Raw genomic sequence first — 23,754 nt, 5'->3', positions numbered from 1 at the left:
GGCTACTGGTCGGCGACCGCGTCCTCGGCCTTCTTCTGCAGCTCGCCCAGCACCTTCGCCGGATCGCTGCTCACCGCGGTGCCGCCGCTCTTCTTGATCTCGGCCGAGACGATGTCCCAGGTGGTGTCGCCGAGCGGGTAGAACACCGCGTTCGGCAGAAGCTCGAAGAACGGCTCCAGGTCCTTGTGCTTCCCGTTGCCGGTCATTTCCTTCAGGGTGTCCTCGGTGACCGGCATGAGGTTGTAGGTCTCGTCGAACTTCAGCGTGTTCTCCTTGGAGTACGCGAAGTCGAGGAACTTCCTGATCTCTTCCTGGTGGCCGTTGTCCTTGAAGGCCATCATCCAGTCGGCGACGCCCAGAGTGGACTTCAGCGCCCCCGACTTGCCCGGGATCGGGGCGACGCCGTAGTCGACCTTGCCGTCCTTCGCCATCTGGATCAGTGAGGGGTGGCCGTTGAGCATGGCGGCTTTGCCGGCGGCGAAGTCCGCGAAGGCGGTCTTGCGGTCCGTCGTCGCTGGTTGGCGTAGGTGAGGCCCGGTTCGACGAGGTGGGACTTCAGCCAGGAGAACGCCTCGACGTTGGCCTTGCTGTCCAGGGTGTACGTGCCGTCGGCGTCGGTGTAGCCGCCGCCGTTGCCGAGCTCCCAGATCAGCGACTCGCCCTGTGCCTCCTCGGGCCCGAGCGGCAGCGCGTACGGGGTGACGCCGGGAGCCTTGGCCTTGATCTTCTCGGCGGCGGACTTCACCTCGTCCCACGTCGTGGGAGCCTCGGTGATGCCCGCCTTCGCGAAGACGTCCTTGTTGTAGAACAGGGCACGGGCCGAGGAGACGAACGGGATGCCGTACTGCGTCCCGTCGACCTCTCCCGCCTTCGCGAAGCTGTCGATGAGGTTGGCGCGGGTCTTCTCGGAGAGGACCTCGTCCGCCTTGTAGAGCAGGTCGTCGGCGACCTTGTCGGCATAGCCGCCGGTCTGGAGGACGTCGGGGACGTTCCCGCTCTGGATCATGGTCTTGACCTGGGCGTCGATGTCGTTCCAGTTGATGACCCGGACATCGACCTTGATCTTGGGGTTGGCGGCGGTGAACCTCTTGGCCACGTCCTCCCAGTAGGCCGTCGAGCTGTTGGACGCCTTGTCCCCGTAGTCGGCGGCGACGAGCTTCAGCGTCACCTCTCCGTCGGCCGAACCGCCGCCGCCTCCGCATGCCGTGAGCGTGAGCGCGCCGATCGCGCAGGCCGCGGAGAGAGCGAGTATGCGCTTGTTCACTGCCAAGACCGCCTTTGTCACAAGACCTCGACCCTGCACGGGGTCCCTTGCGCTGAGCACGCTGTCGCATTGTCGGCACTCTTGTCAAGAGTTGCTCATTTCTCATGAGTTTCAAGCAGAAGTAAGCGAAAACGATGAGGGGTGGGCGACGGTCGGGCCCCGGCCCGCACTGGTCGGCAGGCGTCCCCAGTACGATCAGTGGCAGCTCAGGGGCGGCTGCACAGGCGACAAGGAGTCCGACGATGTCCAAGCACGAGCGCTGGAACGCGCTGCTGGAGCTGCTGGCCGCCGAGGGGCGCCTGGACGTCGAGGAGGCCGCGAGCGCGCTGGACGTCTCCAGCGCGACCATCCGCCGGGACCTCGACGAGCTCGCGGAGCAGCAGATGCTCGTCCGCACCCGCGGCGGCGCGATCGCGCACGGCGTCTCCTACGAACTGCCGCTGCGCTACAAGTCCTCGCGGCACGCCCCGGAGAAACAGCGGATCGCCGCGGCGGCCGCCGACCTCATCGGGGACGGCGAGGTGGTGGGACTCAACGGCGGGACGACCACGACCGAGGTCGCCCGGGCGCTCGCGCTGCGGGCGAGCGGCGGGCAGCGGGAGACCACCGGCGCGCCCTCGCCCGCCTTCACCGTGGTGACCAACGCGCTCAACATCGCGGGGGAGCTCGCGGTCCGCCCCCAGATCAAGATCGTGACCACCGGCGGTGTGGCCCGCCCGCAGACGTACGAGCTCGTCGGACCGCTGACCATGGGCGTTCTCAACGAGGTCGTGCTGGACGCGGTCGTCCTCGGCGTCGACGGCGTGGACCCGCAGCTGGGGATCATGGCGCACCACGAGGACGAGGCCAGCGTCAGCAGGCTCTTCGCCGAGCGGGCGCACCGGGTGATCGTCGTGACCGACTCGTCCAAGCTGGGCAGGCGCGCCTTCGCCCGGATCTGCGGACTCGACCGCATCGACGTCCTCGTGACCGACGCCAACGTCTCCGCGGAGACCTCGGCCCGCCTGGTCGAGGCGGGCGTCAAGGTCATCGCCGTCTGACACCGCGCGGCGCACCGGGAGGCCCGCCCCGCGGGCGGCCGGCGCCGGTCAGCCGGCCGTCATCCGTTCCTCTGCGGCATCGAGGGCGTGGCGCACCGCGCCGTACGCCACCGCCTGCTCACCGAGCACCGACGCCTGCACGGTCACCGGCACCAGGGTGTGGAGGCGCAGCTGCCTGCGGACCGGTTCGAGGAGGACCTCGCCCGCGCGGGACACGCCTCCGCCGATCACCACCCGACCGGGGTCGAGCACCAGCAGCAGGGCCGCCAGGCCCCTGGCGAAACGCGTCGCCACACGATCCACCACCGCCACGGCCACCGGGTCCCCGGCCGCCGCAGCCTCGAAGAGGGGCGCGATGTCGTCCTCGTCGCCCGTGGGGGCGCCCGCCTCCAGGGCGAGCCGGTGGATCGCCGCCGCTCCCACCAGACGCTCGAACGGCCCCGTGCCGTCGGCCGGACGGGGGCCGGCCGGAGCGTCCGGGTCCCGGACGAGGTCGATGAACCCCAGCTCACCGGCGGCGGCCGAACTGCCCCGGTACGGGCTGCCGTTGATGAAGATCCCGGTGCCGATCCTGCGCCCCCACTGCACGAACACCAGGCTGTCGGATCCGCCTTCCGCCACCGCGTCGGCCGCGGCCCCCCGCCACCGTTCGCCGAGCACCGCGAAGTTGACGTCGTTCTCGATGGACACCGGGCAGTGCAGCCATTCCCGCAGCATCGACACCGCGGGCAGGCCCGCCCACCCGGGAATGCTGGGCGCGAGCAGCACCTCGCCCCGGTCCCGGTCCACCACGCCCGGAGTGCCCGCGCTGACGGCCCACAGGCCGGACAGCGGGACCCCGGCCTCGGCGGCCGCGGCGGTCAGGGCGCCGCGCACGATGTCGAACACCTGAGGCCCGGTCGCGCCGGAGTCGACCGCCGAGTCGCGGGCGGTCACCACCCGGCCCGCCAGATCCGCGATCATCACCAGCACCTTGTGCGGGCCGATGTCGATGCCCGCCACATGTCCCGCCTCGGCGCGGAACCTGGCGTACTGCGCCGGCCTGCCGGGCTGCCGCGCGCCGCCCGCCGCCGTGAACTCCACCAGGCCGCGGTCCTTCAGCTCCGCCAGTGCTCTGGTCACCGCCGGGCGGGACAGTCCCGTGGCGGCCGCGACGGCGCTGACACCGGCCGCCGTGGAGGCGTCGTCGCGCAGGACCGCCAGGACGGCGGCCACGTTCATCTGCCGCAGCACATGCGGCCCCGTGGCCGCCGCTTTCCTGGCCGGCATGTGTCGTCGCCCCTTCCCCTGACCGTCCCGGAACTCTACCGAGCCGCCGGAATCCACAACGGCCGTGCCCTTGACCGGACTTCGAGACGCGCCCATATTAACGAACGCTTTGTTAATAACTCCCTCGTGATCGGGGAAACTCCATGACAAGCCTCAGATCCCGGGCCGCCGTGTGCGCGGCCACAGCCCTCGCCGTGCTCGCCGCGGTGCTGGGCATTCCTTCCGCCCAGGCCGCGGTAACCGCCGGCGACCCCTCCTTCTCGCCGGGGCCGGCCAGGGCGGCGCTCGCCCGGCTGCTGCCGCGGCACGTCTCCCAGTTCCGCCTCGTCCCCGTCGACCGTCCCGCCTCCGGCGACTACTTCACCGTCTCCGGCGGCGCAGGCAGCGTACGCGTCGAGGGCACCAGCCCCGCCGTCCTGCTCAGTGGCGTCAACTGGTACCTCAAGCACACCGCCAGGGTGGACATCGGCTGGCCCGGTGACAGCACGGCCCGGCTGCCCGCCATCCTTCCCGCACCGGCGGCGCCCGTGCGCAAGGACGCCTCCGTGCCGCACCGCTTCGCGCTCAACGACACCGACGACGGCTACTCCGGCGCCTACCGGGGCTGGGCCGCGTACGAGAAGCAGCTCGACCTGCTCGCCCTGCACGGCGTCAACGAGGTGTTCGTGCAGATGGGCGCGGACGCCGTCTACTACGAGACGTTCAAGGAGTTCGGCTACTCCGGGCGGGAACTGCGCTCGTGGATCCCCGGCCCGGCGCACCAGCCGTGGTGGCTGATGCAGAACATGGCCGGCTTCGGCGGCCCCGTCTCCGAGCGGCTGCTGGCCGACCGCGCCGAACTCGGCCGCAGGATCGCCGACCGCGTCCGCGAACTGGGCATGACCCCCGTGCTCCCCGGCTACTACGGCACGGTCCCGCCCCGGTTCACCGAGAAGAACCCGGCGGGCCGGGTGGTCCCGCAGGGCGACTGGGTCGGCTTCGAACGCCCCGACTGGCTCGACCCGCGCAACACGCTGTACCCCGAGGTCGCCGAGGCGTTCTACCGCCACCAGCGAACCCTGTTCGGCGACTCCGCGATGTACAAGATGGACCTGCTCCACGAGGGCGGACGCCCTGGTGACGTGCCGATCGGGGACGCGGCCGATGCCGTCATGAACGCCCTGCAGACCGCCCGACCCGGCGCCACCTGGGTACTGCTCGGCTGGCAGAACAACCCGTCGACCCAGATCATCGACGCGGTCGACAAGAGCAGACTGCTCATCGTCGACGGCCTGTCCGACCGGTACAACGGACTCGACCGCGAGAGCGCATGGCACGGTGCGCCGTACGCGTTCGGCACGATCCCCAACTTCGGCGGGCACACCACCATCGGCGCCAACACCGCCGTCTGGGCCGAGCGGTTCGACCAGTGGCGCAGCAAGCCCGGCAGTGCCCTGAAGGGCATCGCCTACCTGCCCGAAGGCACTGGCGGCAACCCCGTCGCCTACGAGCTGTTCACCGAACTGGCCTGGCGCACCGGCCCGGTCGACCACCGCGCCTGGTACGCCGCGTACGCCGAACGCCGCTACGGCGGAGTCGACCCGCACGCCGCCAAGGCGTGGGAGCTCCTGCGCACCGGCCCGTACAGCACACCGTCCGGCACCTGGAGCGAGTCCCAGGACAGTCTCTTCACGGCCCGGCCGCGGCTGACGGCGACCACGGCCGCCGGCTGGAGCCCCGGACACATGCGTTACGACCCCGCCACCGTGCAGCGCGCGCTCGCCGAACTCCTCCAGGTCGCGCCTGCACTGCGCGGCACGGACGCCTACCGCTACGACCTGGTGGACGTCGCCCGCCAGGCCATGGCCAACCGCAGCCGCACCCTGCTGCCGCAGATCAAGGCCGCGTACGACGCCAAGGACCTCGCCCTGTTCCGCCGGCTGGCCGCCGAATGGCAGGACGACCTGGCCCTCCTCGACGAACTGCTCGCCACCGACAGCCGGTTCCTGCTGGGCCCGTGGCTGAAGGACGCCACGTCGTGGGGAACGACGGACGCGGAGAGGGCCGCGGCCGAGTTCGACGCCCGCTCGGTCCTCACCACCTGGGGGCACCGCTCAGGCAGCGACAACGGGGGACTGCGCGACTACGCCAACCGCGAGTGGTCGGGGCTCGTGTCCGGCTTCTACGCCAAGCGGTGGGCGCTTTACCTCGATTCGCTCGACACGGCACTGGCGACCGGGCGCGCTCCCGCCGCCATCGACTGGTTCGCCTGGGAGAACGCCTGGAACCAGCAGCGCGACCGCTATCCGGTGGAGCCGTCGGGAGATCCCGTGGCCAAGGCGGCCGAGGTCCAGGGCGCGCTGCCCGCGCCCGCGGCCACGGGGCCGGTGACCGACTCCGGCGGCCGGTGCGTCGACGTCACCGGCGGCAGCTCCGCCGACGGCACGGCACTCCAGCTGTACTCGTGCAACGGCACGCCCGCCCAGGCGTGGACGGTGCCGGGCGACGGCACCCTGCGCGCGTACGGCAAGTGCATGGACGTGCGGGGCGGCGCGGTCGCGGACGGCACGGTCGTCCAGCTGTACCCGTGCAACGGCACACCGGCGCAGGCGTGGACCCCTCTGCCGGACCGCACACTGCGGAACGTGAAGTCGGGCCGGTGTCTGCACGCCGAGGGTGGCAGTGCCGACGGCGCGAAACTCCTGATCCGGGCCTGCACCGCCGGAGCCGAGCAGCAGTGGAAGCTGCCCGGCTGATCGGGACTGTGGCGGCCGCACTCTAGTCATGTGCTTGTAGTTGCGCTAAACACGCGTCATGCAATCACTAACGCGCATACGAGTGGCAGCGGTCGTCGCTGTGCTCGGTCTCTTCTCGGTCTTCGCGGGGCCGGGCGGTGCGGCGGCCGCCCCCGCGGAACCGCCCGGCACGACGGTCGGCGACATCACGGACTTCGAAGCCTCGGGAGCCGTCTACCGGATCGGCGCCGGCAGCGCCGCGGCGAGGGTCACCTTCGTCTCCGACGAGACGTTCCGCATCGAACTCGCGCCGGACGGCAGGTTCACCGACCCGACGGGCGACGACATCGTGCTGCCGCAGGGCCCGGCGCCCGTGACGCACTGGAAGGAGCGGCCCGACCGCTACGAGCTGAGCACGCCGAGGATCACGCTGCGCGCCTACAAGTCGCCGCTGCGCTTCGCCCTCCACCGCGCGGACGGCAGCAGGGTCTGGTCCGAGACCACCGGACTGACCTGGACCGCCGACAGCACCACCCAGAGCCTCGCGCGCGGCGCCGACGAGCAGTTCTACGGCGCCGGCATGCAGAACGGCCGCGGCAACACCTCGCACCGGGGCAAGAAGGTGGAGGTCAGCGTCGACTACAACTGGAACGACGGGGGACACCCCAACTCCGTTCCGTTCTACCTCTCCTCGGGCGGCTACGGCGTCTTCCGCAACACGTACGCGCCCAACACCTACACCTTCGGCGAGCCGGTGACGGCCGCCGCCCGCGAGAAGCGCTTCGACGCCTACTACTTCACCGGTGACGCCAAGGACGTCATCGGCCAGTACACCGAGCTCACCGGCAAGCCGTTCCTGCCGCCGATCTACGGCATGGAGATCGGCGACGCGGACTGCTACCTGCACAACGCCAACCGCGGCGAACGGCACACGCTCGACGCCCTGAAGGTCGCCGACGGGTACCTCGAGCACGACATGCCGAACGGCTGGATGCTCGTCAACGACGGCTACGGCTGCGGTTACGAGAACCTCGCCGAGACGGCCAAGGGCCTCCAGGACCGCGGCATGCAGCTCGGGCTGTGGACCGAGGACGGCATCGAGAAGATCGCCGACCAGGTGAAGGCGGGGCAACGGGTCGCCAAGCTGGACGTGGCCTGGGTCGGCGGCGGCTACAAGTTCGCGCTCGACGGCTGCAAGGACGCGTACCAGGGCATCGAGGACAACAGCGACGCCCGCGGCTTCACCTGGGCGCCGGAGAGCTGGGCCGGTGCGCAGCGCTGCGGGGTGCAGTGGTCCGGCGACCAGTCCGGCAGCTGGGAGTACATCCGCTGGCAGATCCCCACCTACGCGGGCGCCACCATGTCCGGCCTCGCCTACACCACGGGCGACGTCGACGGGATCTTCGGCGGCAGCGCCAAGACGTACACCCGCGACCTCCAGTGGAAGATGTTCCTCGGCACCACGATGACGATGGACGGATGGGCCGCGAGCGACAAGCAGCCGTTCCGGTACGGCGAGCCGTACACCTCCGTCAACCGCGACTACCTGAAGCTGAAGGAGTCGCTGCTGCCCTACCAGTACTCCTACGCCCACCAGGCGACCAAGACCGGGGTGGGCATGGTCCGTCCGCTTGTCCTGGAGTACCCGGACGACCCGCAGGCGGCGACCGACGCGGCGAAGTACGAGTTCCTCTCGGGCGAGCACTTCCTCGTCGCCCCCGTGTACAAGGACGCCACCGAGCGTGACGGCATCTACCTGCCGAAGGGCACGTGGATCGACTACTGGACCGGGCGCACCTACCAGGGCCCGGCGACGGTCGACGACTACAGCGCCCCGCTGGACACCCTGCCGCTGTTCGTGAAGGCGGGCGCGGCCGTGCCCATGTGGCCCGGCATCCGCTCGTACCGTGACCGCACGGCCGAATCCCCGCTGGCCTGGGACGTCTACCCGCAGGGCCGCTCCTCCTTCACGCTGTACGAGGACGACGGCGTCACCCGGCAGCACCGCGAGGGCGCGTACGCCACCCAGCGCGCCGACGTCGAGGCGCCGGCCCGCGGCGCGGGCGACGTCACCGTGCGGATCGGCGCGAGCCGGGGCGAGTTCACCGGCAAGCAGACCGAGCGGCCGTACGAGTTCACCGTGCACACCGGCTCGCGCCCGAGCGCGGTCACGCTCCAGGGGAAGCTGCCGAGCCTCGGCTCCGAGGCCGCGTTCGAGGCCGCTTCCGAGGGCTGGTGGTACGACCGGGACGACCGAGGCGGCGTCGTGAAGGTCAAGACCCGTCCGCTGACCACCGACCGCCCGTTCACGGTGACGCTGGAGGACACCAGCGCCGTCGGCGGCAGGAACCCGGCCGCGGCGGCGACCGTCTCCGCCCCCGCGGGGCAGGAACTCGGAGCCGGTACCGCCGGTTCCGTCGCCGTCGACATCACCGCGGGCGCCGCGGACGTGACGGACGCGGACCTCACTCTGCGGACGCCGGAGGGCTGGCAGGCCGCGCCCGCGGGCACGGTGGGCCGCATCCGCGCGGGCACGACGAAGAGGGTGGAGGTCACCGTCACTCCCGCCCAGGGGGCCAAGGCCGGTGAGGCGACGCTCGAAGCGCTGGTGCGGTACCGGTCGGACGGCGAGTCCCGCACGTCCACCGGACGGTTCGCCACCGCCGTGATGCCCCCGCCGCCCACGGCGGACGCATGGGCGAGCGACCTCGTGTGGCTGCGATCCGTCAACGGGTACGGCCCCGCCGAGCGCGACCGGTCGAACGGCGAGTCCGGCGCGACCGACGGACACACCCTGACCCTGGCGGGCAAGACCTACGCGAAGGGCATCGGCGTGCACGCCGACTCCGACATCGAGGTCTACACCGGAGGCCGGTGCACGGCCTTCACGGCGGATGCCGGCATCGACGACGAGATCAACGGCTACGGCGAAGTGGCCTTCTCCGTCGAGGCGGACGGCAAGGTGCTGTGGACGTCCCCGAAGGTGACCGGGGCGTCGGCCACCGTGCCCGTCGACGTGCCGCTCGCCGGCGCCCGGCACGTGCGGCTCAAGGTCACGGACACCAACGGGTCCAAGACCGGGGACCACGGCGACTGGGCAGCGGCCAAGTTCCACTGCGCCTAGGGCACAGCGTGGGACACCGGGCGGAGGTCCCTCCGTCCGGTGTCCGGCGCTCCCCAACTCCCTTGCTGGACAAGGGCATCACAATGCACCCACAACCCAACGGGCCGATCGCACAGAACCCCACGCAACCCCTTGACCACTCCAGTCCCTCGCGAGACTCTGACGGCCCCCTCCATCACGCCATGGTTGGCATGGCCCACCTCCACAACCTCGCGCTCGCCGGATGGACCGGCCCAAGGTTGGCATCCCCGATGCTGACGTGTCGGGTCAGTTGATCATTGCGGGACACCCCTGAGCAGGGGGGCCGGTCTTCCTTTACCTGTTGCCAGGTGGGGAGTTGTGGTGGCGGGGTCTTGTCAGTGGGGCCGGCAGCGCGGAATGGGTCGAACTGGTTCAACAACCAGCGCCTCCACAGCGCGATCGGAGACATCCCACCCCACGAACACGAGACCAACCCCTACGCTCGACACCAGCCCCAATGGCGGCCGGAGTCAGCGCATGGAGCCTCCACCGATCCCGGAGCGGTTCACCCCGAACGTGTCCTGCTCCTCACGGGTGAGCCCCCATGAGCTGGGCGACGTTCTCGGCGGGCTGCCGGTCTGCGTGCTGCCGGCGCCGCCGGGGTCCGGCTCACCGACGCGGCGCGCGGCTGCGCGGTGCTCACCGGAGACGGTGCCGTCCACCACTCCGCGCGCGTCCGCGAAGCCGAGTCCCTCGCGGTGTTCGGCGTGGGGCCGGCCACGCTGCAGGCCGCCCGGATCGCCGGCGAAGGAGGAGTTCGTCCGCCGGGCGGGCGCAACCGACGATGTCCTGCGGTGCCCTCCTGCGGTCGTCTCCGGCTCCGGCCCGGTGTCCCATGACGCCGGGTCCACAGTGCTGTCCTGGCCGGAACCACCTGTACCGCTTAGGCAAAGAACTGCTGCACAACCCGTTGACGTACATACCGTCCGGTCAGTACGTTCCCCCCAGTCGCGATGCCACCCCCCTGCTCCGCCCATATCCCCCTGCCCTCCCCCCACCCACCGGAGTGTGCACCCATGGACACGGCGCCTGCCGTAGCACCCGCTCACCCCCCTCCCCACCACGGCCGCGGCCGACGACGCAAGGAGACGGCGCAAGGTGGCCACGGCCGCCGCCCTCACCTCGGCCGTCGAGCGGTCCGCCCTGGTCCGTACGGTGATCGCCTCGGCACCCGACCCGGCGAGCCAACTGGCCGCCGTCGTACCGACGCGCCTGTGTCGTTGTGGACGCCGGCACCGCTGGCCGCCGCAGTGCGGCGACGCCTTCTGCCACCACGGAACGATCGACGGCCACTCCCCGTACCGGCCGCCCTGCGCGCCAGGGAAATCCTTGTCGCATTCGACCTGAAGAAGGTCCGCGACAACCACGCCCGCATCGCCGAGCCCTACCGGCGCGCGGACCCCGACCTGGCGATCAGCTGTGTCTACGACCCGGCACCGTACGAAAAAGATGTCGCAGGCGTGTAACTGACGCCATGGTGGGCGCCGTACGCAGCGCGCCCACTCATGCTCGACGGCCGTGTCGACCAGGTGCGTATGTCAATTCCGGGTGCACGTCGCCCGCAAGACGCCGACTGGCCCGGTGCGACCTCGATGCGGGTGCGCGCTGGATGTCGTCAGTGAGGCCGGACTTCTGGGTCGCCTCCGTGACCCGGTGTTCCTCGATGCCCGCGGGCGCGGCGTGCTCCCTCGAGTCGTGGGAGACCGAAATCGGGCTTTTGCCGGCCCCCAAGCAATTCAGTCCAACAGGGCAGTTGGACTAGCCAAGGAGACAGATGTCTACTCCCAGCAGTCTCGGCGCCGGGTTCGCCGCGTCGTGCGCCGTGATCCTGAGTGCGGCCGCACCGGTCAGCGCGGAACCCGCCGTTGAGCCGGGCCCCTCCATCGGAGGAAAAGTTTATCAGGCGGGTTGGTGGTGGAAGAGCAACGACGAGAACGAGGTCGATAAATCGGGCCTCATCGCTCGGCCTGAGCCGACGCCGCCGAATGTGCCTGCCGGTGCGATGACCGTGGCGGCGGTCAATGGTGCGGAGGAGATGGTCGCGGCCGTCGAGTTCGCCCTGGAGTACGGCCCTGGCGCGGATGTGACCTCGTTCGATGTGATGCTGAGGGAATCGTCCGCCCCCGACTCGAACGTGAACTCCGACGGCGAGGGCGTCAAGGTCGTGGCGTGCCCTGTCACGGAGGCGTTCTGGACCAAGGCCGAGGGTGGAAAGTGGTCGTCGCGGCCGGCTTACGACTGTGAAAGCGCCGCTGCTGCCGGCAAACGCGGCAAGGACGGGATCTGGCACTTCGACCTCACGCCGATCGCGCGGCTCTGGCTGGCGCAGGACAGTCAGCTACCCACCTCGATCGCCCTCGTGGAGCAGGTCGAGGCTCCGATGAGTTTCCAGGTGACCTGGGACGGGCCGTCGGACAAGGGCATCGGCATGAAGCTGGTGGCGACCGGGGGAGCGACACCCCAACCGCCGGCTGACATACCGGCGGACAGCGGGACGACGGGCGATTCGGGTGCGGTCGACACAGGTGCCGGTACGGACGTCTCCGGGGAAGTACCGGCGGATGCAGGAACCATGCCGGATGACGCCACGGCGCCGGCCGCCACGGAAGCCCCGGACGTGGCCCGCAAGAGCGGGCTGCCGTTGCCGGCTGCGGCCACCCCGGTGACGCACGTGGGCTCAATGCTGGAGGACATCCCCGGCGGAGTTCTCTTCCTGATCCCGGTCGGGCTCGGGCTCGCCTATGCGGTGATGTTCGCGCTCGGCCCGAACGGTGAGCCGGTGCTGTCCGGTGCGCGTCACGGTGTGGGCCGCGCGCTCGACCAACTCCGGGTGGTCAAGACGCTTTTCAAGGAGGCGAAGTGATCCGGCGACGGTCGAGGCAGATCGGTGTCGCAGCGGTGGCGCTGGCGTTTGCGGTGGTCTCGGGCTGCGGGCAGAAGCCGGGCGTGAGCGGGCTTTACGCCGGGCCGGGTGGACCGAGTGGACAGGGCACCGCTGCAGGTGAGCTCGGAGGGGTTGGTACGGACGGTCAGCCGGTTGACCCAGGCGCCCTGGACACCGGCGCGCAGGATGTGGGTGCGGGCGCCGGCACAGACGCCGCCGGCACCGGGGCCGGGAACGGGGCCGGGACCGGGACGGGCACTGGGGGAACCGGTGACAGGGGCGGCAGCGGTGGCGGCACCAGCGGGCCGGTGCCGCCGGGTATCGGCGATCCCACGCCGCTGAAGCCGGGCGCGCCGATCAAGATCGGCGTGCACGCACCGGTGACGGGCGCGGCGGCGATCCCCCAGAACTCGATCGAGCACGCGGTGGGCGTGTACGCCGACTACATCAACAAGAAGGGCGGGATCAACGGGCGGAAGCTCCAGGTCAAGCTCGAGAACGACAACTTCGACCCGTCGACTGCGGTATCGAAGTGCAAGAGCTTCATCGAACAGAAGTACTTCCTGGTCATCGGTTCCGCCGGTGCCGACCAGATCGACGCCTGCGCGCGCTACGCCAACTCCCGGCAGTGGCCCTACATCTCGGGCGGTGTGCATGAGTCCAATCCGCGTCTCGGATCGCTGAACGCGCTGCAGACCTACTTCGCGGCCTACCTCACCTACGAGCAGCAGGCACCGGTGATCACACGTGAGATGAGGGCGGCCTTCTCCGGGCAGAAAGTCGGGCTGATCGTCGCGGAGAACGATAATCTGGACAACTATGCGAAGATACAGGGCAATTCACTGAAGCAGGCGTTCGGAACCAAACTCGTGCTGAACGACCGCGCTCCGAAGAAGATCCAGGCAGAAGCAACGTCGATCGCGGCGAAGATTTGCAACAGCGGTGCGAAGGCGGTCGTGTGGAACGCGAGCCCTGGCGGCCTGGTGAATGTGTCCAAGGCGCTGACGTGCAGCGTGAAATTCTACGGTCCCGGGAACACGAGCGGGCTCAACGTGGTTGCCACGGGTGGCTGCCCGCAGATCGACGGCGCCCGGTTCTTCTCGTCGTTCCCGCAATTGGACAGGATGGACTCGATCGACCCCGAGTTCCGGAAAGCGTATAAGGCGAAGAACGGCGGAGCTGATCCGGACGATATCGCAATCAATGCCTGGGGCCTCGAGAAGCTGGTCGGTCAGATGCTCCAGGCGGCCGGCAAGAACCTCAGCCACCGCACGTTCATGGCGACGCTCAACAGTGGCAAGACCTTCGACGCCGGGGTGTTCCCGTCGGTCAAGTTCGCACCGAACAAGAGGTTCGGTGGCAGCGCGATGTACCTGCTGGAAGCCGACTGTGGTTCGCGGCAGTACAAGACCCGGCCCGGGAGGTACAAGCCGTGAGCCAGGAGCTGGTCGTCGCCCTGGTCAATGGGTTGTTCCGGGGCAGTGTGTACGCGTTGGTAGCTCTGGGCATCGTGCTGGTGTACCGCGCGACCGGTGTGTTCAACTTCGCGCAGACGGAGTTCGGCACCACCGGCTTGTTCGCAGCCTTCGTGGCCGTGGAAATGTGGCACTGGGACTACGCGCTGGGCCTGCTGTTCGGCATATCCGTGGCCGTCGTCATGGGGCTGGTGACGGAGCGAGTGGTGATCCGTCCGTTGCGGCACAGCTCGAAGGTGACGCTGCTGGTAGGTACCGCCGGTGTCGCGACGACCGCGATCGGCATCCAGTTCTGGCTCACCAACGAGCAGCCGATCCGGGAGATGCCGCCGATCGTCGAGGGCTCGATCGCCACGGTTCTGGGAGTCGCCATCACCTACCAGAAGGTGATCACGGTGCTGGTACTGATCGTGGTGGCGCTGGCGCTGGCGGCGTTCTTCCGCTCGCCGTCCGGGCTGGCGATCCAGGCCGCGCAGCAGGAGGCCACCGCCGCCGAACTGGTGGGCATCAGCGTGCGCCGGGTGTCGATGATGACATGGGGAATCGCCGCGGCCCTCGGTGGGCTCGCGGGGATCCTGTCGGGTCCCAACGACACCTTCACCGCGGCGTTCCTCACCTTCGGCGGCGGTGCGGCGCTGCTGCCCGGCCTCATGGCCGCGGTGCTCGCCGGGATGCGCAGCATGCCCGGGGCGCTGGCCGGCGGCCTTCTGGTGGGCTTCGTGGAGCAGTTGGGTGCGCTCAGCGCGCTGGCCGGCCTGCCCGGTCCGAAGGCGACGATTCTCTTCGTGTTCCTGCTGGTAGTCCTGCTGCTCCGCCCGGAGGGCCTGTTCGCGCGAAAGGTGGTCGGCGCATGAGTGCGGTACAGGCATCACCCGGCAAGGAGGCGTCCGCCGAAAGCACGCTCGTTCTGCCCAGCGTGGTGGGGGAGCCCGAGTCACGGTTCCGGCCGACCACCGCCGGGTGGCTCGCCCGCGGTTTGGCGTGGGCGGCCCTGGCGTGGTTCGTGTTCGCGGTTCCCGGCAACTTCCTGTCGCCCTTCGACCTCCATGGCGAGGACATCGGGCATCTGATCACCGCTGCCGTGTTCGTGATCACCGGGCTCTCGCTCAACATCCTGATCGGATACACCGGTACCATCTCGCTCGGCCACCAGGCGTTCGTGGGAATCGGGGCGTTCATGGCGGCCTACATGGAGGTCGACCTAGGCATCGACTTCTGGTTGGCGGTGCCGATCGCAGCGATCGTGGGTGGCATGCAGGCAGCGGTGCTCGGCGCGATCTCGCTGCGGCTCACCGGGTTGTACTTCGCGCTGGTCACCTTCGCCTATGGCGTGTTCACCGAGGAGAGCATCTTCGGAATCATCAGCTTCACGGGCGGTGACGCCGGTAAGGCGGTTACGCGGCCGATGGGGTTCCAGAGCCCCACGGCCTACTACTACCTGTGCCTCGGGTTCGTGGTCGTGGTGCTTTGGCTGGATTGGCGTTTGACCAGAACCAAGGGCGGACGGGCACTGCAGGCCCTGCGGGAGAACCCGAGGGTGGCGTCCTCCTATGGGATCAACGTCAAGGCCTTCACGTTGCTCGCGTTCGTCAGCTCGGGAGTGTTCGCGGCCGTGGCCGGAGCGCTGTTCGCGCACGGCAAGGACCTGATCGTCCCACAGAACTTCGGCTTCGAGCTGGCGCTGTCGTTCATCTTGATGACCGTCGTGGGCGGATTGCGGAACCGTGCGGGAGTGGTGATCGGCTCGGCGTTCTTCGCACTCATGGAGGGCGGCTGGCTGTTCAAGACCTGGCTGTTCGACACCGTCGGTGTGGACTGGCTGATCGAGGACGGCATCGGGCTGCCGCTGAGCTTCGTGCCCCATGTCCTCGGCCCCGTCCTGCTGATCCTGACGCTGACCACCCACCCCGGCGGTATCGGGCAGCAGATCGCACCGATCAAGGAATGGATGCTCGGCCGGAAATTCGACATCCACACCGGGAAGGTGCGGGACGTGGAGGTAACCGATGTCCGTGCTTGAGGTCGACAACGTCAGTATCCACTTCGGCGGCGTGAAGGCGCTGCAGCACATTGACCTGAAGGTTGGGGAGTGGGAGATCGTCGGCATCATCGGCCCGAACGGGGCCGGCAAGACGACGCTGTTCAACTGCATCACCGGGTTCTACAGCCCCACCAGCGGTGGCGTCCGCTACCGGGGCACGAACATCACCGGCAAGCCGGTGCACGAGCGCACCAAGCTCGGGATCGGCCGCACGTTCCAGAACGTCGGCCTGGTGAAGAACACCACCGTGCTGGAGAACCTGGTGACCGCCCAGCACCTGGAGACCGATTACGACCCGTTCGCCGGCATCCTCGGTGGACCGGCCACTTTCGCCGAGGAGCGCAGGCTCGCCGACCGGGCACACCAGATCCTCGAGCTGATGAACCTCGAGGGAGTCGCGCGGGCCCGAGTGGCCGACCTGCCCTACGGCGTGCTCAAGAAGGTGGAGATCGCCGCGGTACTGGCTACCGACCCCGACCTGCTGCTTCTGGACGAGCCGGGCTCGGGCATGGGTCCGGAGGAAGCCCACCAGCTCGGCGACACGCTGCTCGAACTGCGCAAGGAGTTCGGCGTGACGATCGTGATGATCGACCACCATGTGCCGCTCGTCACCAGGGTGTCCGACTACGTCTACTGCCTCAACTTCGGCCAGGTGCTGGCCGAAGGCAAACCGGACGAGGTGCGGCAGCATCCCGAGGTCGTGCGCGCCTACCTGGGCGAGGACCCGGAGGAACCTGAGGCACCGACGGTCACCACGGCCGACGCGTCGGCCACCGAGCGGGCGAGAGAGGAGTACGTCTGATGGCGCTGCTCGAAGTGCGCGACCTCGTGGTCGGCTACGACCAGTACCCGGTGCTGCACGGCGTCAGCTTCGACGTCGAGCAGGGCGAGTGCTGCGTGCTGCTCGGCCTCAACGGCGCGGGCAAGACCACCACGGTCACCACAGTCGCGGGGATGCTGCAGCCGCAGTCCGGCTCCATCACCTTCGACGGCAAGGAGCTGCGCAAGGGCTCGCCGTCACAGCGGGTGGCCGGCGGCATCTCGCTCAGCCCGGAGGGCCGACGGCTTTTCCCCCGGCTGACGGTGAGTCAGAATCTGAAGCTCGGCGCGTGGTCCCGCCGCCGCGACTCCAAGACGCTCAAGCGGCAGATGGACCTCGTGCTGGACTACTTCCCGCGCCTGGCCGAGCGGGAGAACCAGATCGCCGGCACGCTGTCCGGCGGCGAGCAGCAGATGCTGGCGGTGGGGCGCGCGATGATGTCCCGCCCCAGGCTGCTACTGATCGACGAAGCCTCGCTCGGCCTGTCGCCCACCGTGGCGCGCACCGTTTGGGAGGTCACCTCGCGGATCAAGGCCGACGGCACCACGGTGCTGATGGTGGAACAGAACGCCGGCGCGCTGCCGTTCGCGGACCGCGCGCTGATCATGGAAAAGGGAACGTTGGTGTACACCGGCGTGGGAGACGAGTTGCGGACCGTCAACCTGCGCGAGGCGTACCTCGGATCAGGTGCATAGGAGTCATACATCATGCAGATCAACTTCGGTCGGCTGGGCGGGCAGCTCGGTGTGCTGCTGTGCCTGATCGGTTTCGTCCTGATGTCCCTCGGCTGGAACGGGGCGGCGAGCTACAACTCACTTCCGGCGCAGTTCCCCTACCTGATCTCCGGCGGCGTCATCGGCCTGGCGGTCGTGGTGGTGGGCGCCGCGATGCTCATCGTGCAGAACCACCGGGTGGACCGGGTGCGTTTGGAGGCGGCGATCGACCGTCTCGCCGTCGCGGCAGAGAAGCAGGGGCTCGGCGGTCCCGGCGCGCAGGGTCCGGGCTTCAGTGGCTACGTGGTGGCCGGTGCCGCGTCCTACCACCGCGTCGATTGCGGGCTGTCGGAGGCGCGGGACGAGTCCGAGCTGCTCGGCATCGAGGCGGCGATCGATCGCAACCTCGCGCCCTGCCGGGTCTGCGCGCCGCCGCGCGTTGCGATACCCGCCCGGCAGGGTTGAGGCGGGCCCTGCCACAACTGCGCAACACGAGAGCCTCGTGAGGAGAGACGCTGACGTGCTTCTGACCAAGTGGCCGTGGCTGCGGATCAAGGTCACCCCCGCGGTGGCCGGGGCGGTCGCCGCGACCACCGCGGCGACCGGTGTGGCGGTGTACCAGGTCGCCCAGCCGGCCGCAGCCAGCCAGGTCATGGCGGGCGCGGTTGACGGCGGAAGACCGCTGTATCCTGAGCCGCCACCGGTGGGCGCCCTGTTGCTGGAGCCCTCACCGGCTCCGTCGGCGACGCACGCCGACGAGCGTGATCGTACGGATCGGATGCGGCCGGCAGGGGCCGTCGCGATCCCCGCGCGGGTGCTGGCCGCCTACCGGAATGCGGTGGCCGTGCTGAACGAGCGGCGGCCTGGTTGTGGGCTCAGATGGCCGCTGCTGGCGGCGATCGGTCGCGTGGAATCGGGTCACGCCCGCGGTGGCCGGGTCAATGCGGACGGCAGCACCGTCACCCCCATCCTCGGCCCCCGACTGGACGGCGGCCCCGGTGTGGCGGCGATCCGCGATACGGACAACGGGGTCTATGACCGTGACACCGCATGGGACCACGCGGTCGGTCCTATGCAGTTCATTCCCTCGACGTGGCACCGTTGGGGAGCCGACGGCAACGACGACGGCACCGCGGACCCGCACAACGTGGACGACTCCGCGCTCGCGGCGGCCCACTACCTGTGCGCCGCGGGAGGAGACGTGAGCCGGGACGGCGGCCTGCGCCGAGCCGTGCTCGCGTACAACCACTCCGAGCAGTACCTGGACCTGGTGCTCGCGTGGATGCGCGTCTACGCGGGCGAGGCGGCGGCGGTCGACACCTCGCCGGCCACGCAACCGACGCACACTGCGCCGGCGGAACCGCGCCCCAGCGATGAGCCCTCACGGCGGGACAAGGAACCACCACGACAGCCTCCACGGCAAGGCAAGGAGGAGAGCCCGTCCCCGAGCCCAGACGGACCCCCTGAGCGACAGGAGCCGGACGCGCCCGCTCCGTCGGATCAGCCATCCGAACCGGAGGTACCGGATCTGCCGCTGACCACTGATCAGTAGCCGGTATGAAGCCACCCGGCGGCGGAGACGCCGGGCGGCCCTGGCAAGAAGAGGGTGCCCGCTCTCCCCGGCCGCGTCGACGCCGAGCCGCCTTACGGCCGCTGCGCGAGCGGTGACCCGACCGGCTCGACTGGAACAGCGGGTCACCACAAGACGACCTACCTCGCCGACCCGCACGTGCAGATCGGGCTGGTCACGGCCGACGGCGGCCTGCTCACCTCACCCTGCACACCAGCCTGCTCCTCGCCAAAGAGTACGCACTCACCGGCGCCCGCATCCCGGCCGCGCGCCGTCGCGATGGGGCTCGCCAACCATGTGGCGGCAGATCCGTTGGCCGAGGCCATGGCATGCGCGAAACGGATCGCGGGGCTGCTGCGGGCGGCCGAAAGCACCGAACAACTATGCCTCCGCACGCCGCTGACGAGCGGTCATGCCGACGGCGCGGGGTGCTGGTTCGCGAGGAGAACGAACAAGGGAAAGTGCGTTGCCCCGCAGGGGCGACCGCCTGATGCGCCGGTAGCCGACCGAGTGCCTTGAGACATTGTGAGGTTGACCATGCAGGAACCAGGAAAGCAGCAATCCGGTCATGACGACCGCCTCGGACGCCCGGTGATGTCGTTGTCCGATCCCCATGCGACACGGCCGGAGCGCCATGTCCGCATGATGCGTTGGAAGAAGTTGGCCGGAGCGCTGTCGACGATACTGGTGGTGCAGCATGTCGTACCTTCCTCGGCAGCTGTCGCTACGGCCGCTGCTGAGGAGAGAGTCGTCACGGGCCCGGGTGCCGGCGGCGGAAGCACCCCTCTCTATCCCGCTTACCCCAATTTCGTGTCACTGCCGGATCTGCCGAGTGTGACCGACAGCCCTGGCGTGCGGAACGGGGGAGGCAGGGGGCAGGCGCGGCCTGTTGTCCAGGGGATTCCGGCGACGGTGCTGCAGGCCTATCAGCGGGCGGTGGACAACACCAGGGCATCGGAGCCGGGTTGCCACCTGCAGCTGCCGTTGCTGGCGGCGATCGGGAAGGTGGAGTCCGGGCATGCGCGGGGCGGTGATGTCGACGCCCAGGGCACCACGCGGACGCCGATTCTGGGACCGCGGTTGGACGGCAGTCCCGGTGTGGCGGCGATCGCCGACACGGATCACGGGGTCTACGACGACGACACCGTCTGGGACCGCGCTGTCGGATCCATGCAGTTCATCCCGTCCACCTGGCACAGCTGGGCCGCCGACGGCAATGCCGACAGGAGGGCCGATCCGAACAACGTCTTCGACGCTTCGCTGGCCGCAGGCCGGTACCTGTGCGCGGCCGGCGATGATGTGGCCACACCCGAGGGGCTGCGGCGGGCCGTGCTCGCGTACAACCACTCAGAGTCCTATCTCCACCTGGTACTGGCCTGGATGCGCGTATATTCCGGCGGCCCCGTCGCGGTGCCCGACACACCGGGCTCGGATTCTGACACCGCACCGGGTGTGCGTCGCCACCACGCACGGCAATCGGAACACACACCGCCGCCACGCAGGGCGGACAACACTCCGGCACCGGGGCGACCCGCTGGCAACCAGTCCGCTCCGGTGCCATCCCCGGGCACGAGTACGCCGGGCGGTGAGGGGGGCGGCGTCCCCGGTGGTGCCCTGCCTTCGTCGCCCAACGCACCCACCCCGCCGGCTCCCGTCCCGACCTCGTCGGCACCTCCGTCGACTGTGCCAACCATCAATACCGGCACCACCGGTTGAGTCGTTGGGACGTTGATGAGACGCCACCTGACGACCGCTTCCCGTTACGCCTCTGCCCGCGCCTTGACCGCTGTGCCGGCGGGCTGCGGATTGCGACGTGACCGGGACCGGCACCAGGGCACATCGAGGGCAGCGGGCCGAGTGAGATCGCGGACGTGTCCCTGGCGGGCGAACCCTGAAGACGGGCACAGGCGGTACGAGCGGGCGATCAGCGCCGGGAAGTCGTGGTCGAAGTCAAGGCGCAGGTGAAGGTGGGCGACGGCGTGCTCGACACCTTCCTCGCCCGGGCCGAGAGCCGTATGGGCTGACCTGTCCGCCGCGCGGAGGCCGCGCGGCTGGGACCGGACGGGCCGCATGAGCGGTGGACCACCCCGGCAAGCCGCGGCGAGCACGGGCTCCGCCCGTGCTCGCCGCGCTTTGCGCTGCCTGTCGGTCCACACACACCGCGGCCGCCTGAACGACGGCCCGAGCACGGGCGAACACCAGGGCAACGAAACGCAGACGGCGCGCTGCCCGCCCCAACCGGCCGCTGTGTTCACGTATTTCTCGGGAACCGGTCACATCAGGGGCGGCCGTGGGACATCAACCCGCACGAGGGTTCTGGCGGTTCACACCGAACAGCCAAGGAGGACCTCGTGGGCGTACGTCCCCTATCCCGGCGGAAGTTGCTCGGCCTCGGCGGCGCAGGGGCCGCGGCGCTGATGCTGGGCACCGGTGAGTGGAGCTCCGGCGCCGCGTTCGCCGCCCCCGCCCTGACCGGCAACCCCTTCACACTCGGCGTCGCCTCCGGCGACCCGCGGTCCGACGGCGTCGTGCTGTGGACCCGGCTGGCGCCCGACCCGTTCGCCCAGGACGGCATGGGCGGCATGCCCGACGCACCCGTCCGCGTCCACTACGAGGTCGCCGAGGACGAGCGGTTCCGCCGCGTCGTGCGCAGCGGCAGCGTCGTCGCCACGCCCGAGCTCGCCCACTCCGTACACCCCGAGATCGAGGGCCTGCGGCCCGACCGGGTCTACTACTACCGCTTCCGCGCGGGCTCCGAGATCTCGCCGGTCGGCCGCACCCGGACCACCCCGCTGCCGTGGGCGAACCCCGCTGACCTGAAGTTCGCGTTCGCCTCCTGCCAGGCCTGGCAGGACGGGTACTTCACCGCCTACCAGCACATGGCCGAAGAGGACCTCGACCTGGTGGTCCACCTCGGCGACTACCTCTACGAGTACGGCGTCAAGTCGAACAGGCGCGGCGTCACCACCGACCCGAAGTTCCACACCGAGACCGTCGACCTCGCCCGCTACCGGCTCCAGTACGGCCTCTACAAGTCCGAGGCCCCGCTGCAGCAGGCCCACGCCCGCTTCCCGTGGATCATGACGTTCGACGACCACGAGGTGGAGAACAACTGGGCCGACGGCATCCCGGAGAAGGACCAGGACCCCGCGGCCTTCATGCTGCGCAGGGCCGCCGCCTTCCAGGCCCTGTACGAGCACGCGCCGCTGCGCCGCCCCCAGCTCCCCGAGGGCCCGGACGTGCAGATGTACCGCAGGCTCTCCTACGGGCGCCTCGCCGACTTCACCATGCTCGACACCCGGCAGTACCGGGACGACCAGCCGTGCGGCGACGGCATCTCGGCGGACTGCGCCGACCGGTTCGCCCCCGACCGGACCCTGCTCGGCGCACCGCAGCGCGACTGGGTCCTCAGGGGCTTCAGCCGCTCCCCGGCCCGCTGGCAGGTCCTCGGCAATCAGGCTCCCATGGGCCAGACCGACCATGACCCGGGCCCCGGCACCAAGGTGTGGATGGACCCCTGGGACGGCTACGCCGCCGAGCGCAACCGCCTGCTCGCCGAGGCGGACTCCCGAGGGGTGCGCAACCTCGTCGTCATCACCGGCGACCGGCACCAGAACTACGCCTGGGACCTCAAGCGGGACTACGCGGACCCGGAATCGGCCACGGTCGGAGCCGAGTTCGTCGGCACGTCCGTCACCAGCGGTGGCGACGGCGCCGACATGACGGCCGAGGGCCAGACGTTCCTCGCAGCCAACCCGCACATGAAGTTCTTCAACGGCCAGCGCGGTTACGTGCGCGTCCGCGTCGACCGCCGGCGCTGGACGAGCGACTTCCGTGTCCTGCCGTACGTCACCAGGCCCGGAGCTCCGATCAGCACGCGCGCGAGCGTCGTGGTCGAGGACGGCGTGCCCGGCGTCCAGGTCTGACCGGGCAGCACCTCATGCGAGGACCGCACCGGCGGACGCCGGTGCGGTCCTCGCCGTGCCCGGCTCACCTCCCTGACACAGGCCGCCGCCCACCCCGCCGCGAACGGAACGCACGCCGGCTGTGCGGGCCGGGCAGCGGTCGGACCCGTCCTGGGCGGGTCGTTGCCCGGGTCAGATCCGGCCGCGGCTGCGGCGACGCAGAAGGACGGCTCCAGCGGCCGCGGCCATGCCCGTCAGGGCGGCGCCCGCGGCGACCTCACTGGTGCCGGGTGTGTAAGAGCCACCGAGGCCGCCCTGCGCCGCCGTGCCGGCGAGGACGGTGAAGGTGGCATGGGCGGTGCGGCCGCCGCAGTGCACGCTCAGGGTGGCCCTGCCCGGGGTGGCGGTGTTGTCCACCCGCGCAGTGGCCGTCGACGTCGCGCCCCGGGGCAGCGTGACGGTGGGAAAGACGGACGAGGTGACAGTCCCGCCGCCGGTACAGCCCGAGGCGGTGACCGCCAGCGTCGCGCCCTGATGCACCTGCCCCGGGCTCACCCGTACATTCGACGGCCCCGCTCCGGCCCCGGGAGCGCCGCTCGCCCACGCCACCGTCGGCGAGAGCGTCAGTACCCCGACGACAGCGGCTTCGGCCAGCCCGATACATCTCCGTGAAACACGCATGACACTCCTCAACGGAAGGCAGCCCTGGAGGCGGAAGGCGTGGCCGCAGCGTCCCCCGAGGGGGTGTCGTCGGCTGCCTCCCGTACACACTGTGCGCACGATCACCGGCAGCGGCACGCCCACATCTCCCCTGCCGTCTCCCGAAGAAGGGCGAAAGACCAGGTGACAGGCGGTACCGACAATGTGGGCCGGGCGGTGGCGCGTTGGTGCAATCGGCCTATCGACGGCCTTGG

The 23,754-nt window shown here is 69.9% G+C and carries 16 protein-coding genes and 2 pseudogenes; 15 read left to right on the top strand and 3 right to left on the bottom strand.

What is annotated here, in order from left to right:
* Positions 1-2: 2 nt before the first annotated feature.
* Positions 3-1,264: pseudogene (locus tag QFZ82_RS05290) on the bottom strand (extracellular solute-binding protein).
* Positions 1,265-1,506: 242 nt separating this feature from the next.
* Here QFZ82_RS05290 and QFZ82_RS05285 point away from each other — a divergent pair.
* Complete coding sequence (locus QFZ82_RS05285; protein WP_177151257.1) at positions 1,507-2,304, top strand: DeoR/GlpR family DNA-binding transcription regulator; 798 nt, start codon at positions 1,507-1,509, stop codon at positions 2,302-2,304.
* Between the two features lie 48 nt (positions 2,305-2,352).
* Here the strand turns inward: QFZ82_RS05285 and QFZ82_RS05280 are convergent, their stop codons facing one another.
* Complete coding sequence (locus QFZ82_RS05280; protein WP_307712005.1) at positions 2,353-3,573, bottom strand: ROK family protein; 1,221 nt, start codon at positions 3,571-3,573, stop codon at positions 2,353-2,355.
* 143 nt (positions 3,574-3,716) lie between these two features.
* On the opposite strand from QFZ82_RS05280, the gene QFZ82_RS05275 reads away from it, so the two are divergent.
* The 14 genes and pseudogenes from QFZ82_RS05275 to QFZ82_RS05210 all read left to right on the top strand — a co-directional run bounded on the left by QFZ82_RS05275 (position 3,717) and on the right by QFZ82_RS05210 (position 22,861).
* Positions 3,717-6,308: an alpha-N-acetylglucosaminidase gene (locus QFZ82_RS05275; protein WP_307712004.1), complete on the top strand. Its 2,592-nt coding sequence runs from the start codon at positions 3,717-3,719 to the stop codon at positions 6,306-6,308.
* Between the two features lie 58 nt (positions 6,309-6,366).
* Positions 6,367-9,411 (top strand): NPCBM/NEW2 domain-containing protein, encoded by a 3,045-nt coding sequence (locus tag QFZ82_RS05270; RefSeq protein WP_307712003.1) that lies wholly within the window; start codon positions 6,367-6,369, stop codon positions 9,409-9,411.
* Positions 9,412-10,011: 600 nt separating this feature from the next.
* A pseudogene (locus QFZ82_RS05265) lies at positions 10,012-10,190 on the top strand (alcohol dehydrogenase); the annotation flags it as partial.
* Between the two features lie 340 nt (positions 10,191-10,530).
* Positions 10,531-10,779: a hypothetical protein gene (locus QFZ82_RS05260; protein WP_307712002.1), complete on the top strand. Its 249-nt coding sequence runs from the start codon at positions 10,531-10,533 to the stop codon at positions 10,777-10,779.
* 427 nt (positions 10,780-11,206) lie between these two features.
* Entirely contained in the window at positions 11,207-12,295 is a 1,089-nt protein-coding gene (locus QFZ82_RS05255) for a hypothetical protein (protein ID WP_307712001.1), read from the top strand.
* Entirely contained in the window at positions 12,292-13,752 is a 1,461-nt protein-coding gene (locus tag QFZ82_RS05250; RefSeq protein ID WP_307712000.1) for an ABC transporter substrate-binding protein, read from the top strand. Before QFZ82_RS05255 ends, QFZ82_RS05250 begins: the two co-directional genes overlap by 4 nt.
* Positions 13,749-14,645, top strand: a complete 897-nt coding sequence (locus QFZ82_RS05245) for a branched-chain amino acid ABC transporter permease (RefSeq protein WP_307711999.1) — start codon at positions 13,749-13,751, stop codon at positions 14,643-14,645. The genes QFZ82_RS05250 and QFZ82_RS05245 overlap by 4 nt, the downstream gene beginning before the upstream one ends.
* On the top strand, positions 14,642-15,811 hold the full coding sequence (locus QFZ82_RS05240; protein WP_307711998.1) for a branched-chain amino acid ABC transporter permease: 1,170 nt from the start codon (positions 14,642-14,644) through the stop codon (positions 15,809-15,811). Before QFZ82_RS05245 ends, QFZ82_RS05240 begins: the two co-directional genes overlap by 4 nt.
* Entirely contained in the window at positions 15,798-16,634 is an 837-nt protein-coding gene (locus tag QFZ82_RS05235; protein WP_307711997.1) for an ABC transporter ATP-binding protein, read from the top strand. Before QFZ82_RS05240 ends, QFZ82_RS05235 begins: the two co-directional genes overlap by 14 nt.
* The gene (locus tag QFZ82_RS05230; RefSeq protein WP_307717628.1) at positions 16,631-17,347 is read left to right on the top strand and encodes an ABC transporter ATP-binding protein; all 717 of its coding nucleotides are present in this window, start codon (positions 16,631-16,633) and stop codon (positions 17,345-17,347) included. Before QFZ82_RS05235 ends, QFZ82_RS05230 begins: the two co-directional genes overlap by 4 nt.
* A 12-nt stretch (positions 17,348-17,359) precedes the next feature.
* Positions 17,360-17,830, top strand: a complete 471-nt coding sequence (locus QFZ82_RS05225) for a hypothetical protein (RefSeq protein WP_307711996.1) — start codon at positions 17,360-17,362, stop codon at positions 17,828-17,830.
* A 55-nt stretch (positions 17,831-17,885) separates the two neighbouring features.
* A complete protein-coding gene (locus tag QFZ82_RS05220; protein ID WP_307711995.1) occupies positions 17,886-18,917 on the top strand; it encodes a lytic transglycosylase domain-containing protein in 1,032 nt (343 codons plus the stop codon).
* Between the two features lie 555 nt (positions 18,918-19,472).
* On the top strand, positions 19,473-20,651 hold the full coding sequence (locus QFZ82_RS05215) for a lytic transglycosylase domain-containing protein (RefSeq protein ID WP_307717627.1): 1,179 nt from the start codon (positions 19,473-19,475) through the stop codon (positions 20,649-20,651).
* A gap of 701 nt (positions 20,652-21,352) precedes the next feature.
* Complete coding sequence (locus QFZ82_RS05210) at positions 21,353-22,861, top strand: alkaline phosphatase (protein ID WP_373429400.1); 1,509 nt, start codon at positions 21,353-21,355, stop codon at positions 22,859-22,861.
* Between the two features lie 171 nt (positions 22,862-23,032).
* Here the strand turns inward: QFZ82_RS05210 and QFZ82_RS05205 are convergent, their stop codons facing one another.
* Positions 23,033-23,521, bottom strand: a complete 489-nt coding sequence (locus QFZ82_RS05205; RefSeq protein ID WP_307711993.1) for a hypothetical protein — start codon at positions 23,519-23,521, stop codon at positions 23,033-23,035.
* Between the last annotated feature and the right edge of the window lie 233 nt (positions 23,522-23,754).

Source organism: Streptomyces sp. V4I23, assembly GCF_030817975.1.
GTDB lineage: Bacteria > Actinomycetota > Actinomycetes > Streptomycetales > Streptomycetaceae > Streptomyces.
Note: the sequence above shows the minus strand (reverse complement) of the source record. Positions and strands in the feature narration are given on the sequence as shown.

Excerpts from the sequence above, each read along its gene's own strand:
- QFZ82_RS05210 (WP_373429400.1), top strand. The coding sequence starts at position 21,353 with ATGCTGGGCACCGGTGAGTGGAGCTCCGGCGCCGCGTTCGCCGCCCCC.
- QFZ82_RS05205 (WP_307711993.1), bottom strand. The coding sequence starts at position 23,521 with ATGCGTGTTTCACGGAGATGTATCGGGCTGGCCGAAGCCGCTGTCGTC.
- QFZ82_RS05270 (WP_307712003.1), top strand. The coding sequence starts at position 6,367 with ATGCAATCACTAACGCGCATACGAGTGGCAGCGGTCGTCGCTGTGCTC.
- QFZ82_RS05275 (WP_307712004.1), top strand. The coding sequence starts at position 3,717 with ATGACAAGCCTCAGATCCCGGGCCGCCGTGTGCGCGGCCACAGCCCTC.
- QFZ82_RS05280 (WP_307712005.1), bottom strand. The coding sequence starts at position 3,573 with ATGCCGGCCAGGAAAGCGGCGGCCACGGGGCCGCATGTGCTGCGGCAG.
- QFZ82_RS05240 (WP_307711998.1), top strand. The coding sequence starts at position 14,642 with ATGAGTGCGGTACAGGCATCACCCGGCAAGGAGGCGTCCGCCGAAAGC.
- QFZ82_RS05235 (WP_307711997.1), top strand. The coding sequence starts at position 15,798 with ATGTCCGTGCTTGAGGTCGACAACGTCAGTATCCACTTCGGCGGCGTG.
- QFZ82_RS05215 (WP_307717627.1), top strand. The coding sequence starts at position 19,473 with ATGCAGGAACCAGGAAAGCAGCAATCCGGTCATGACGACCGCCTCGGA.
- QFZ82_RS05285 (WP_177151257.1), top strand. The coding sequence starts at position 1,507 with ATGTCCAAGCACGAGCGCTGGAACGCGCTGCTGGAGCTGCTGGCCGCC.
- QFZ82_RS05255 (WP_307712001.1), top strand. The coding sequence starts at position 11,207 with ATGTCTACTCCCAGCAGTCTCGGCGCCGGGTTCGCCGCGTCGTGCGCC.
- QFZ82_RS05225 (WP_307711996.1), top strand. The coding sequence starts at position 17,360 with ATGCAGATCAACTTCGGTCGGCTGGGCGGGCAGCTCGGTGTGCTGCTG.